Below are 12952 nucleotides of genomic sequence, written 5' to 3'. Positions count from 1 at the left end.
GTCCCTCCTTTCCGGACGATGGTGGGTGGGGAAGTTTTCATGAAAACTTCCCCACCCTCCCCAAGGCTCCGCGCGGCCCGCTCCTCCGGCGCGCAGCGCCTGCGACAATCACCCCATGCGCGATGACGTGGCCTTCGTCGGCGGCCCGGTGGCCACCATGGACGCCGCGCGCTCGTTCACCGATGCCGTGCTGGTGCGCGGAGGCCGGATCGCGGCCCTCGGCGACGCCCAGGTGCGGGAGCAGATGGGCCCTCGCGCGGCGGTCGTCGAGCTCGGTGGGCGGCTGCTGCTGCCCGGGTTCCACGACGCGCACGTCCACCCGGTCTACGGCGGGATGCTCCGGTTGCGCTGCGACCTGTCGACGGCCACCGACGGGGCCGATTGCCTCCGGCTGATCGCCGAGCACCTCACCGCGTTCCCCGATTCCCCGTGGCTGCTGGGCGGCGGCTGGGACATGGCGCAGTTCCCCGGCGGGACTCCGACGCGGCGGGCGCTGGATTCGGTGACCGGGGACCGCCCCGCCTACCTCGTCAACCGCGATCACCACGGCGCCTGGGTGAACTCGGTGGCCCTGCGCTTGGCGGGCATCGACCGGCACACGCCCGATCCGCCGGACGGGCGCATCGAACGCGATCCGGCGGGACGCCCGGACGGAACGCTGCACGAGGGCGCCACCCGGTTGATGGAGCACGTGCTCCCGGTGGCCGACTCCGCCCAGTACCTCGACGCCCTCGCGGAGGGACAGCGCCACCTGCACGCGCGCGGGGTGACCTCCTGGCACGACGCCATCATCGGCAGCTACCTCGGCTACGACGACCTGCTGCCGACCTACCTGGCGGCCGACGAGCGCGGGCTGCTGACCGGCAAGGTGCGCGGGGCGCTGTGGTGGGACCGCGACCGGGGCGTCGAACAGGTCCCCGATCTCCTCGAACGCCGCGAGCGCGCGCGGGGACGACGGTTCCGCGCCGAGACGGTGAAGATCATGCAGGACGGCGTCTGCGAGAACGCCACCGCCGCGCTCCGGTTGCCCTACCTCGGTCCCGACGGGCGCGGGCTGTCGTTCGTGTCGCCGGAGGAGCTGGCGGAGGCAGTGCCGCGGCTGACCGCCGAGGGCTTCCAGCTGCACCTCCACGCCGTCGGCGACCGGGCGGTGCGCGACGCGCTCGACGCGGTCGCCGGCAACGGGCCGGAGCTGCGCCACCAGATCGCCCACGTGCAGGTGGTGCACCCGGGTGACATCGCACGGTTCCGCGAGCTCGACGTGGCGGCGACCATCCAGCCGCGCTGGGCGGTCAACGACGCCGCGATGACCGAGCTGACCACACCCAAGCTCGGCCACACCCGCGCGTCCTGGCAGTACCCGTTCCGCTCCCTGCGCGCCGCTGGGGCGGTGCTCGCGGCCGGCAGCGACTGGCCGGTCTCGGAGGCCGATCCGATGCTCGGCGTGCACGCGGCCGTCAACCGCTGCGAGCCCGGGTCGGACGAACCACTGGAACCGGGCGAAGCGCTCGACCTCGTCGACGCGCTGGCCGCCTACACGGCCGGAGGCGCCTGGGTGAACCACGTGGAGCACGAGACCGGGACCGTTGAGGTCGGCAAGGCCGCGGACCTGGTGGTCCTCGACGCCGACCCGTTCGCCCTGCCGCAGGAGGAGATCAGCGGCTGCGAGGTGGATCTGACCATGGTCGACGGGGAGTTCGTGCACCAGCGGTGATCTCGGCGATGGGCCGGGCGGGCGATGTCGCAGCCCGATCGTGTGCCGATCGGGGCGAAGCATTGGCGGCGGGCCGAGTCACTGGTTCCGTCAGCGAGCGACGGTGCACACCTCTGGGAGGCCGCTGACCCATGTCGTTCCGACTGCCCGACTTCTACCTGTCCTACCCCGCCCGGCTGAACCCGAACCTGCAGCGCGCGAGAGAGCACAGCAAGACCTGGGCGCGCCAGATGGAGATGATCGACGTTCCGCAGCAGGGCAAGGAGATCTGGTCCGAAGCCGACCTCGACCGCGACGACTACGCCCTGCTCTGCGCCTACACCCACCCCGATTGCGACGGGGACGAGCTCGACCTCGTCACCGACTGGTACGTGTGGGTCTTCTACTTCGACGACCACTTCGTCGAGCTCTACAAGCGGGACCCGGACCTGACCGCCGCGCGCGAGCACCTCGACCGGTTGCGGATGTTCATGCCGGTGGAGGGCGACATCACCGAGCAGCCGACCAATCCGGTGGAGGCCGGGCTGGCGGACCTGTGGCGCCGCACGGTGCCGTCGATGAGCGCCGATTGGCGGCGCCGGTTCGCAGGCAGCACGACGGCGCTGCTGGACGAGTCCCTGTGGGAGCTGCACAACATCAGCGAGAACCGGCTGTCCAACCCCATCGAGTACATCGAGATGCGGCGCAAGGTCGGCGGCGCACCCTGGTCGGCGAACCTGGTCGAGCACGCCGTGGGGGTGGAGGTCCCGGCCGAGCTCGCCGCGACCCGCCCGCTGAAGGTCCTGCGCGACACGTTCTCCGACGCGGTGCACCTGCGCAACGACCTGTTCTCCTACGAGCGCGAGGTCACCGACGAGGGCGAGCTGAGCAACGGCGTGCTCGTCTTCGAGCGGTTCCTCGGCTGCGATACCCAGGAGGCCGCCGAGACGGTCAACGACCTTTTGACCTCGCGGATGCACCAGTTCGAACACACCGCGCTGACGGAGGTGCCGAGACTGCTGACGAGCACGGGGTGGACCCGGTCGGACGCTTGGCCGTGCTGGGTTACGCCAAGGGCCTGCAGGACTGGCAGTCGGGCGGGCACGAGTGGCACATGGCGTCCGGGCGGTACCCCGAGGGCGGGGGCAGTTCGTCGGTCCTGGGCGGCCCGACGGGCCTGGGAACCGCGGGCGCCTACATCGCCAAGTCGCTGGTTTCGACTGCGCCGCAGCGACTTCGGAGCTTCACCAGGGTCCCGTTCCAGCCGGTCGGTTCGGTTCGACGGCCCGAGCTGGACGTGCCGTTCGAGCTGAACTTATGCCCGCACCTGGACGTCTCGCGCGAGCACGCGGTGGACTGGTCGCGGGAGATGGGGATGTTCGCCGACGCCCCGCCGGTGTGGGACGAGGCGGCGGTGCGGTTCAACGACCTGCCGCTGTGCGCCGCCGGTCTCGACCCGGACGCCTCGATCGAGGAGCTCGACCTCGCCTCGCACTGGCTGGTGTGGGGCACCTACGGCGACGACCTCTACCCGCAGCGCTACGGCCACGTCCGGGACGTGACCGGCGCGAAGGCGCAGAACGAGCGGCTGAAGCAGGTCATGACCGACACCGGTGAGCCGGGGATCGTGCCGGTGAACATGATGGAGCGCGGTCTGGCAGATCTCTGGCGGCGCACCACGGCTCCGATGAACGCCCGGGAACGGCAGTCGCTGCGCAGCGCCGTGGAGGTGATGATCGACAGCTGGGTGTGGGAGCTCGACAACCAAGTCCTCAACCACGTTCCGGATCCGGTGGACTACGTCGAGATGCGCCGCGCCACCTTCGGTTCGGACATGACGATCAGCCTGGCCCGCTTCGCCCACGGCGACGTGGTGCCTCCGGAGCTGTACGAGACGCGCGCGGTGCAGAACCTGGAGAACTCGGCGATCGACTGCGCGACGATGCTCAACGACGTCTTCTCCTACCGCAAGGAGATCGAGTTCGAGGGCGAGGTGCACAACGCGGTCCTGGTGGTGCAGAACTTCCTGGACTGCGACGCCGACCGCGCCTTCGAGATCGTGCACGGGCTGTTCAACGCTCGGATGGAGCAGTTCCGGCACGTCGTCGACGTGGAGCTGCCCGTCCTGTACGAGGAGCGGCAGGTGTCGCCGGAGGCTCAGGAGGCGTTGAACGAGCACGCCGAGGAGCTCAAGGACTGGCTCGCAGGCATCCTCAACTGGCACCAGCAGGTCGCCCGGTACCGGGACACCGAGCTCCGCCACAACGTGCCGATGAGCGGGATCCGCTCGCTCTACGCGCCTTCGGTTCCGTGGAACCCGGTGTTCGGCTGAACCATCGCTCGCCACGCGGCTTCTCCGATGGCGGCGATGGCCTCGACGCCATCGCCGCCTCGGTAGCCCTTGTTGGACACCGGGTCGGTGAGCTGGTCGACGAGCACGGCCAGCACCACCTGCGGGGTGTCGTCGGTGCTCAGCAGCGCGACGTCGTGCCGCAGCCCCTTGATCTCGCCGGTCTTGTTCCAGCAGCGCGCGTTCTCGGGCAGCAGCAACGGGATTCGGTCGACGACCTGCTGCCGTGACAGCACCGCCAGGGCGTGCTCGGCGAGTTCCGGCGGCAGCGCCTCACCCTCCGCGAGGGCGGCCAGGACGCGGGCCTGGTCGAGCGCGGTGGTCCGAAGGACGCCGGGAGCCTCGGTGTCCATGATGTGCCGCTCGATCCGGGTTCCGGTGCAGCCCAGGTCCGATGTGCACTCGGCGATCGCGCGGAACCCCACCTGGTCGATGACGGCGTTGGTGGCGGCGTTGTCGCTGACCACGATCATCAGGTTGATCAGGTCGCGCAGCGAGATCGCGGGCACGCTCGGCATCTCGAACAGCACACCGGTGCCCCGGGTGCGCTCGGGCGGGAGCTGCACCAGCTCGTCGAGGTTCGAGCGCCCGTCGGCGACGGCCCGCAACGCGGTGATCATCACCAGGACCTTGATGGTGCTGGCCGAGTGCACCTCGACCTCCGCTCCCCGCAGCACCGGCGCGTTCTCGCGGAGGTCCCAGCTCGCGATGCCCACGCGTCCGGGAAGTTCCAGTTCCGCCAGCCCTGCCTCGAACCTCGCCGCGTACCCCACCCGCACAACCTCCTCAACGCCGTCCTCGCCCGCCAAGGAAAGCACACCGAGCGACGTCACTCGCGGACCCCGGCCCGCTTCACCGCAGTGGCCCGCAACCAGGACCGGGCTCGTTGCTGCAGGTCTTGGACGTCCTTCCACGACCGATCGACGGGGATCACGGCGACTCGCCGGCCGTTGCCGTGCACGGGACCCGTGTCGCCCCGCAGCACGTCGATCGCCGGGTCTCCCCTCCCCCATCGGAAGGTGAACCCGCCGAGGAACAACCACTGGCACGGGATGCGGGCCATCGCTCACCGCCCGCAGGACGAGCAGCCGCACGCCAGGAAATGGTTCTCAGCGTGGAAGTCGACAGCGTCCCTCGCGATCTGATCCATGTCCGCGGCGACCCGGAAGCAGGCCGGCCCACCGACCGGGCACACCAACCAGCTGCGCCCGTCGACGAGAACCGCGGTGCGCCCGCGCGTTTCGCATCCCGCCGACGACCTCGGGGGCTTTTCGGCATCAGGCCGCCCCTCGCTCAACATCACCATGCAGCGAAATTAGACGCAGCGAGAACCGCAATTCCAGTTCTAGTCAGGACCTCGCATAAACTCGTCGGCCACAGAATTCAGAATCCGCCGAGCGGAACTTCCCGAAAAAGCCCGGTCCCGAAAATGGTCGAAGATGCTCAAGTGGTAGGAGACGTCCCGGTAATCGCGGAGCGCTACCTCGCCCGCGAAGACCTCCGTGAGCACGATGCGATCGTCGTAGACGACGAAAACGTTCAACTGGGAGGCGTTCACCAGCGCCGAGCTGGGAAGTACCGACAGATCGACGTTCGAGCGGTCCATCATCGCGGTCATGTGCCGAAGCTGGTCCGCCATGACTTCATTCCCAGCGCGCTTCAACCGGACCGCTTGTTCGGTCAACAAGAAGTGATACGTCCGGGATTCATCGTTCAGCGCTTCCTGGCTTTCCAACCGCGCCTGTACGGCACGCTCGATGTCACGCGCGGGTCGCCCTTCCACTCCCGGCGTGAGCACAGCACGCGCGTAATCAGGTGTCTGGATAAGCTCGGACGGAATGGCGGGCAAGAACTGGCGTACGACCGACGACGTCTCCACCAAGGCTTTGATCTCGGCTTGGCTCCGCCAGATTCCCATTCGCGCGGAGGAACGCAGCGAGGTGTACTCAACGTTCGCGGACCGCGTCAACGCGAGAAGTTCGGCCCGGATCTCAGCAGGCACGTCCAGCGCCTGCATGATCCGCTCGACGTCCGAGACGGAGGGCAACGCCTTGCCGGATTCGATGCGGCTGATCTTGGGCTGCGACATGGCAGCGCGAGCGGCCAGCCTCTCCCCGGAGAGTCCGGCCGCTCGGCGCAACTGCCTCAGCGTGTCCGCGAGGTCCTTGCGATGTTGATCTGAGTCAGGTTCGAGCATTCCACTCACTGAGAAGCACTGCGTGCGCCAGCGCCGTGTCTCGCCACTGCAAGTACTGCGCGAGGTCTGGGTTCTCCCTCTGCTCCAAGTCGATGAGCGTACCGTCCGGGTTGAAGTTCAGGTGGACGACGAGCGACTCATCGAAGAACCAGAAGTCCTGGTCCGGTAGGTCCAGATCCAGCTCGGTCATGTCAAGGATCCGGATGTCCTCGCCTGCTTCGATGTTTCCCGGAATCCCCCAGTCAAGTTGGTAACGCTGGTATTCGGTCAGCGGGCGGGAGACAACTCGAACGCGGCCGATGCTGCGGCCCGATGCCACGATGTGCTCGACGGCCTCGTTCCAACGACTGTTGTGGTCAGCAGGCTTCGGCTCCCCCGCCCGCCACCGGCGGATACCGTCCTGCTCGCGCGGCATGGTGTAGGTCGGTTGGCACTCGAAACGCCAGGTGGACCGCCGGTAGTCGTCGAACCGCTTGCCGAACTCGTCCCTGCTCAGAATCACTTCAATGCCTCCATAAGACGGCGTCGGTCATCCGGGCGCACCCCAGGGCTTTCGAGTAGGGCGGAAAACGCACTCAGAACGACTCCGGCGGGCAACTCCACAGCCGTCTCACCATCGCCGAACTCTAGCCCTTCCGCCTCGGGCACGTGGACGCCCTGAACCACTGCCGTGCCCAGGTCCGATACGTAAACGGCCGGGCAGGTCTTGTCCTCGCAGCCGGACACCTTGCGTAGCTCCATACGACAAGCTTTGGGCAGGTGATCGACGCGGACAAGGTCTATTCACGTACTCGCATAACGTTTGATACGGTCAGGGGCCCATTTTGATCACGTGGATGCGCTGCGTAGCTTTCGGTCACGCTCTCTGATCCGAATTCTCACTGATGGGCTGACGCCTCGAAAGGCCTTCACATCGGGCAAATCGATCTCACAGCAAGCCCAGGACTGCGAGGGCTGCTGCTGCGTCCTGGACGCCGATGCCGACGCTGTTGTAGAAGATGCACTCCTCGGCGGCCTTTCGACCCGGTGGGCGGTGAGGATCGTGCCGAGCAGTGTCAGGCCGTCCCTGTCGAGGGCAGAGGTCGGGTGCGACCCGGAAGCGGGCCGGCCAACCAGCTGCGCCCGTCGACGAGAACCGCGGTGCGCCCGCGCGTTTCGCATCCCGCCGACGACCTCGGGGGCTTTTCGGGGCTCATCCCAATCGGGGGTGTAGGAGTTGGGGTCTGAAGCCGCCGGTCTCGAGCAGGCTTCGGGCGATGTAGTTGGTCAGGTTGCGGAACCCGAGTGCGGAGCCGCGCAGGTGTTCGAGCCGTCCGTTGAGCGCCTCGGTCGGCCCGTTGCTGGTGCCGGGTCGTTCGAAGTAGGCGAGCACGTCGGCGGCTCGCTTCTTCAGGGTCCGGCCCAGGGTGGTGAGCTCGGTGAGCACCTTGGGGACGCCGGCGCTGAGGTCGGTGATCAGCTTCTCCATGAGCTCGCGGCCACGTTGCCGGTCCTCGTGGCGATAGGCGGCGATCATGCGCTGGTAGACACCCCAGGTCGCCTCGACCTCGACGTGAGCGTCATCAACGAACAGCGCGCGTAGCCTGTCGCTCTGCTTGTCGGTGAGCAGGTCCGCGCCGGTGTGCAGCGTGCGCCGCGACTTGTAGAGCGGGTCGTCCCTGAACCCACGGTGCCCGTGGATCGCGAGTTGGACCCGGCGCCGGCACCTGTCGAGGGCGTCACCGGCCAGGCGCACGACGTGGAAGGGATCCATCACCGTGACCGCGTCCGGGATCTCCTCCGCAGCGGCGGTCTTGAACCCGGTGAAGCCGTCCATCGCGACCACCTCGACCGCGTCACGGAAGGCGTCGTCGCGGTCGGCGAGCCAGGTCTTGAACGCCGCCTTCGACCGGCCCTCGACCATGTCCAGCAGCCTTGCTGGGCCGGCGCCATCGCGGACCGGGGTGAGGTCGATGATCACGGTGACGTACTTGTCGCCACGCCTGGTGTGGCGCCAGACGTGCTCATCGACGCCAATGACCTTCACGCCCTCGAACCGCGTGGGGTCGTTGATCAGCAGCCGATTGCCTTCGGCCAGGACCGCGTTGTTGGCGGTGTCCCACGCGATCCCGAGTCCCTCGGCGACACGGGCGACGGTGAGGTGTGCGACCACGATCCCTTCCAGCGCCCACCGCAACCCGGTGCGCGAGAGCTTCGCGCGTGGCTCCGCCGCGGCGCTGGTGTCTTGGCGCCACACGTGTCCGCAGTCGGCACAGCGGTAGCGGCGCACTACAACTTCCAGCACGGTCGGTCGCCAGCCCAGCGGCTCGTGGGCCAACCGCCGGATCACGGTGTCACGAGCAGCGCCTTCGCTGCCGCACCGTCGGCAAGACTGATCTGGTTCCACCACGCGGCACGCGAGGACCGCACGATCCGGTTCAAGTCGTTGCCCGGTCACGCTCAGACCGAGGCCGTCGAGTCGAGCGAAGGCGGTCAGGTCAGGGCGGCCGAAGCCGACCGGCGGGGTAGCGTCGGACACGTCGAGGTCTTTCGGATGGATGGCGTAGGAACCTCCATCGTCGGGAGACCTCGACGTCTATCTGCGGACCGACGCGCCCGGCCGACCTACACCCTCATCTGGGAAGAGCCCGCAAAGCCGACGTGATTAGGTCGTCGGTTCGATTCCGACAGGCGGCTCCGGCTAACAGCCCCTGACCTGCGCAAACGCAGGGCAGGGGCGGTTCGGTTCTGGTGGTCGCGCAATGCGCTGGCCTCACGGCTCTGCCCGACACCGACGTCGCTCTCCTCTGCGACGGACCCCTCGCCGGCTGAGCGCTCGCGGCCGGCATCCTGTCCGTGTGCCGATATGCCTCGCTCCGCTCGGCAACGCAGCGTGGCGTTGTGTCGCGACCTGGACGTGCGAGGTGTCAACGGTGCGTCGGCGCAGCGATCGTTGTGTGCGCAGCGAGATGCTCCATGCCGCACGCGCGGCGCGCACGAACGCAACGCCCCGGAACGCCAACGACCCGTCATCGCTGCGACGCGCAACGCGTCTCCCGTCACGGCAACGGATCGCAACCACGACCCGCCCACGGCGCCTCGCGGGACGGAGGGCAAGTTGACACAGTTGCGCTGCCATGGAACCGCGCTGGCTCTCTCGATGACCACCGGTGAAACAGTGCCGCTCCAGGCTTGCGCCTGGTGTTGCCTGGCCTCCTCGTGATCGGCCCGTCGGGGATCGTCAACGTGGTGCGGGTGTCGAGGCGGTCGGGTCCGACGGCTCGGCGGGGCGCGATCGTCTCGTGCGTTGGCGGACTACGGGAGCTTGGACGCGAGGACGTCGGCCGCCAGGATCTCGGGTGCTGCGCCGAGGAGGTGCTGGTTGGCCATCAGGGCTGCGACGATGGCGCCGTTGGCGTGGGCGTCGCGAGCGGCCTCGTCGGGGAATGCATCGAAGATCCAGAAGGTGTCGGCGTGGGTCCTAGCCGCGAACCAGACAATCGTTCCTACTTCTTCGTTGGCGAGTGCGACAGCGCCGGCGAGCAGATCGGCGAGCGCGTCGTGCTGTCCATCAGCCGCGACGATCTTGGCGACGAAGGCATACGGAAGTGATGCGGGTGTGGACATGAGGGGTTCTCCTTGAAGTCGGCGTTCCTCGTGGGGCGAGTTCAGCGTATGACGCGCGAGGGCCGGTGGGGAGTGGCGTATACGGCAGTATTGCTATTGTTCGCGCCATGCGTATCGGACTGATCGCGATCGACGGCTGCTTCGGTTCGGCGGTCGCGTCGGTCATCGACATCGTGCGGGTGGCCGACGGAGCCCGCGGCGATGTCGACCCGCGGATCGACCCGATCGAACTCGCCATCCTCGGACCGAAACGGCGAGTGACCACGACGGCATCGATGACCCTGTCGGTGGACCACCCGCTGTCGGAGTCCGGAGAGTTCGACGTGGTCGTCGTCCCTGCGCTTGGAACCCTCACGGCCGCCGCGACCCACGACGCCCTCCAGAGCCGAGATGCTCGTTCGGTCATCGCCTCACTCGGGCGCCTCGACGACGCGACCACCCGGATCGCCGCGGCGTGCACCGGCGTGTTCGCCGTCGCCGAGACCGGACGGATGCATCATCGGCGGGCGACGACCAGCTGGTTCCTGGGGCCGGAGTTCCTGAAGCGCTATCCGACCGTCGCCCTCGATCTCGACACCATGGTCGTGGTCGACGGGAACCTCGTCACCGCCGGCGCCGCCTTCGCCCACATCGACCTCGCGCTCTCACTCGTGCGATCGATCAGCCCCGACCTGGCCCAACATGTCGCCAAGCTCCTCATCATCGACGAGCGCCCGTCGCAGGCGGCCTTCGTCGCCTACGAACATCTCCGGCACGAGGACCCGATCGTCGTCGAGTTCGAACGCTTCGTGCGCGTCCGCCTGGACGAACCGTTCAACGTCGCCTTCGTCGCGCAGTCGCTCGGCACCAGCCGGCGCACCCTCGAACGACGAGTCCGTGCGGCGCTCAACCTCACTCCGCTCGGCTTCGTCCAACGGCTTCGCATCGAACGAGCTCGGCACCTCTCAGCAACCACGGACCTCACCTCCGCCGAGATCGCGCGACGGGTCGGCTACGCGAACGCCGAGACTCTGCGCTCCCTCCTGCGCAGGGAGCGACGCCGTTCCTGACCTATCGCCATGCCTGTAGCCGGTGTCCTAGCGCTCGGTTGGAACCACCTCTCAGCACGTCGCGTCGACGCTCCTGCGTCGCCCCTGGACGACCCACTCGACACGCCCGCAGCACAGGCCATGTGACGTGCCCCGGCTTCCCGGACGGTCGGGGTTGGGTGGCTGTGATGTCGCTGCGTTCTCGTCGAGGGGGTCAGCAGACCCGATCAGGGTCGATTGGGATGAGCCGCGAAGGCGGTCAGGTCAGGGCGGCCGAACCCGGCCGGCGGGGTAGCGTCGGACACGTCGAGGTCTTTCGGATGGATGGCGTAGGAACCTCCATCGTCGGGAGACCTCGACGTCTATCTGCGGACCGACGCGCCCGGCCGACCTACACCCTCATCTGGGAAGAGCCCTTTTCGGCATCAGGCCGCCCCTCGTTCAACATCACCATGAAGCGAAATTAGACGCAGCGAGAACCACAATTCCAGTTCTAGTCAGGACCTCGCATAAACTCGTCGGCCACAGAATTCAGAAGCCGCCGAGCGGAATTCTCCGAAACGGCTCGCTCCCGAAAATAGTCGAACACGTTGAGGTGATACGAGATATCGCGGTAGTCCCGGAGCGCAACGCTCCCGGAGAACATTTCGACGGTGGCAAGGCGCTCGTCGTAGATCACGAATATGTTCAACGGCGGCGACGTGATCGAGGCCGTGTGCGGCAGGATTGTCAGGTCCACGTTCGGCCGCTCGGACACGGTAGCCATGTGTCGGAGCTGCTTCACCATCACTGACGCGGACGCTTGCTTCAGCCGCACAGCCTGTTCCGTCAGCAAGAAGTGAAACGTGCGGGATTCGTCGTCGAGCACTTCCTGGGCTTCCATCCTGGCTTTCACGGCGCGGTCGACGTCACGCGCGGTGTCACCCTCGAGGACGGGAGTCAGGACGCTTCTCGCGTACTCCGCAGCCTGAATGAGACCGGACGGGATGACCGGAAGGAAATGCCGGACCGTCGTGGATACTTCGCACAGCGCCTTGATCTCGGCCTGCCGCCGCCAGATTCCCATGCGGGCCGCCGAACGAGCCGAGACGTAGTCAACATTGGCAGACCGTGCGGCAGTGAGGATGTCGAGTTGAGCATCCGCCGGCACATCGAGCGCCTGCATGATCCGTTCGACATCGGCAACGCTGGGAAGGGCCCGCCCCGATTCGATCCTGCTGATCTTGGACTGGGACATGGCAGCACGAGCGGCCAGCCTCTCCCCAGAGAGCCCGGCCGCTTTGCGCAACTGCTTCAGCGAATCAGCTAAATCCCTGCGATCGCGCCTCTCGTTCTCAGGTTCCAGCATGGAACTCGTGGAAAGCAACTGAATGCGCGAGTGCAGTATCGCGCCACTTCAGGTACTTCGAGAGGTCAGGATTTTCGAGCTGCTCCCGGTTGATCATCGTACCGTCGGGGTTGAAGTTGAGATCCACCACGATCTGATCGTCAAAGAGCCAGAAGTCCTGGGACGGCAGATCAAGCTCAAGTTCGGTGAGATCCAGGATCCGGATGTCCTCCCCAGCCTTGATGTTGCCAGGAATGGCCCACTCGAACTGATGCCGCAGGTACTCCGTGAGCGGCCTGCGGACAACGCGGACACGCCCCATGGACACACCGCGCTCGACATAGCCCGAAACACGCTCGTGCCAAGCGGAGTTGAATCCCTCCGGCATAGGCTCACCAGCGCGCCAGAGCTCCAGGTCATCCTGCTCACCAGGCATGGTGTAGGTCGGCTGAGCCTCGAACCGCCATGCCGAGCTCTGACAATTCGCGAACCGCTCACGCAGGTTCGAAAGGATCACTTGTGACCTCCTGAAGAGCTCCAACAGCGGCAAGGACAACGTCCGGGGGAATCTCGACGGCAAACTCCCCGTCTCCCAGGGTGAGACCTTCTGTGCCCGCTTCGACCAGCACCCCCTGGATCACGGCCGTCCCCCTGTCGGACACGTACACGGCAGGACAATTCTCGTCCTTGCGCTCCGTCACCTTGGATAGCTTCATGGCTCCATGATTCGGGGATCTGAGACCGTCGATCA

The 12952-nt window shown here is 67.1% G+C and carries 14 protein-coding genes; 4 read left to right on the top strand and 10 right to left on the bottom strand.

Annotation, left to right across the window (positions count from 1 at the left end; translation table 11 throughout):
• Nucleotides 1-115: 115 nt before the first annotated feature.
• The 3 genes from ACYVF3_RS23985 to ACYVF3_RS23975 all read left to right on the top strand — a co-directional run bounded on the left by ACYVF3_RS23985 (nt 116) and on the right by ACYVF3_RS23975 (nt 4025).
• Nucleotides 116-1714, top strand: coding sequence for an amidohydrolase (locus tag ACYVF3_RS23985; protein ID WP_461156510.1), 1599 nt, complete (start codon nt 116-118; stop codon nt 1712-1714).
• Between the two features lie 131 nt (nt 1715-1845).
• On the top strand, nt 1846-3006 hold the full coding sequence (locus tag ACYVF3_RS23980; RefSeq protein ID WP_461156509.1) for a terpene synthase family protein: 1161 nt from the start codon (nt 1846-1848) through the stop codon (nt 3004-3006).
• Nucleotides 2991-4025 (top strand): terpene synthase family protein, encoded by a 1035-nt coding sequence (locus ACYVF3_RS23975; protein WP_461156508.1) that lies wholly within the window; start codon nt 2991-2993, stop codon nt 4023-4025. Before ACYVF3_RS23980 ends, ACYVF3_RS23975 begins: the two co-directional genes overlap by 16 nt.
• Here the strand turns inward: ACYVF3_RS23975 and ACYVF3_RS23970 are convergent.
• The 7 genes from ACYVF3_RS23970 to ACYVF3_RS23940 form a co-directional block, all read right to left on the bottom strand.
• A complete protein-coding gene (locus ACYVF3_RS23970; protein WP_461156507.1) occupies nt 3986-4876 on the bottom strand; it encodes a serine hydrolase in 891 nt (296 codons plus the stop codon). The two genes, ACYVF3_RS23975 and ACYVF3_RS23970, sit on opposite strands and share 40 nt — an antisense overlap.
• Nucleotides 4873-5106: a hypothetical protein gene (locus ACYVF3_RS23965; RefSeq protein ID WP_461156506.1), complete on the bottom strand. Its 234-nt coding sequence runs from the start codon at nt 5104-5106 to the stop codon at nt 4873-4875. Before ACYVF3_RS23965 ends, ACYVF3_RS23970 begins: the two co-directional genes overlap by 4 nt.
• Nucleotides 5107-5388: 282 nt before the next feature.
• Nucleotides 5389-6240 carry a helix-turn-helix domain-containing protein gene (locus ACYVF3_RS23960; RefSeq protein WP_461156505.1) on the bottom strand — a complete coding sequence of 284 codons (852 nt, stop codon included), beginning with the start codon at nt 6238-6240 and terminating at the stop codon, nt 5389-5391.
• Nucleotides 6227-6742 (bottom strand): DUF6879 family protein, encoded by a 516-nt coding sequence (locus ACYVF3_RS23955; RefSeq protein ID WP_461156504.1) that lies wholly within the window; start codon nt 6740-6742, stop codon nt 6227-6229. Before ACYVF3_RS23955 ends, ACYVF3_RS23960 begins: the two co-directional genes overlap by 14 nt.
• Entirely contained in the window at nt 6739-6981 is a 243-nt protein-coding gene (locus ACYVF3_RS23950; RefSeq protein WP_461156503.1) for a hypothetical protein, read from the bottom strand. Before ACYVF3_RS23950 ends, ACYVF3_RS23955 begins: the two co-directional genes overlap by 4 nt.
• Before the next feature lie 451 nt (nt 6982-7432).
• Nucleotides 7433-8758 (bottom strand): ISL3-like element ISPfr2 family transposase, encoded by a 1326-nt coding sequence (locus ACYVF3_RS23945; protein WP_461156502.1) that lies wholly within the window; start codon nt 8756-8758, stop codon nt 7433-7435.
• Nucleotides 8759-9534: 776 nt separating this feature from the next.
• Nucleotides 9535-9846 carry a putative quinol monooxygenase gene (locus ACYVF3_RS23940; RefSeq protein WP_006247389.1) on the bottom strand — a complete coding sequence of 104 codons (312 nt, stop codon included), beginning with the start codon at nt 9844-9846 and terminating at the stop codon, nt 9535-9537.
• Between the two features lie 107 nt (nt 9847-9953).
• Between ACYVF3_RS23940 and ACYVF3_RS23935 the strand changes: the two genes are divergently transcribed.
• Nucleotides 9954-10895 carry a GlxA family transcriptional regulator gene (locus ACYVF3_RS23935; protein WP_185717352.1) on the top strand — a complete coding sequence of 314 codons (942 nt, stop codon included), beginning with the start codon at nt 9954-9956 and terminating at the stop codon, nt 10893-10895.
• Nucleotides 10896-11367: 472 nt separating this feature from the next.
• Here the strand turns inward: ACYVF3_RS23935 and ACYVF3_RS23930 are convergent, their stop codons facing one another.
• From ACYVF3_RS23930 to ACYVF3_RS23920, 3 genes are read right to left on the bottom strand one after another with little or no spacing between them, the layout of a single operon-like run.
• Nucleotides 11368-12222, bottom strand: a complete 855-nt coding sequence (locus ACYVF3_RS23930) for a helix-turn-helix domain-containing protein (protein WP_461156501.1) — start codon at nt 12220-12222, stop codon at nt 11368-11370.
• Nucleotides 12209-12718 (bottom strand): DUF6879 family protein, encoded by a 510-nt coding sequence (locus ACYVF3_RS23925; protein WP_461156500.1) that lies wholly within the window; start codon nt 12716-12718, stop codon nt 12209-12211. The genes ACYVF3_RS23930 and ACYVF3_RS23925 overlap by 14 nt, the downstream gene beginning before the upstream one ends.
• Entirely contained in the window at nt 12696-12917 is a 222-nt protein-coding gene (locus tag ACYVF3_RS23920; RefSeq protein WP_461156499.1) for a hypothetical protein, read from the bottom strand. Before ACYVF3_RS23920 ends, ACYVF3_RS23925 begins: the two co-directional genes overlap by 23 nt.
• Nucleotides 12918-12952: the final 35 nt, after the last annotated feature.

This window comes from Saccharopolyspora tripterygii (assembly GCF_054778355.1).
Note: the sequence above shows the minus strand (reverse complement) of the source record. Positions and strands in the feature narration are given on the sequence as shown.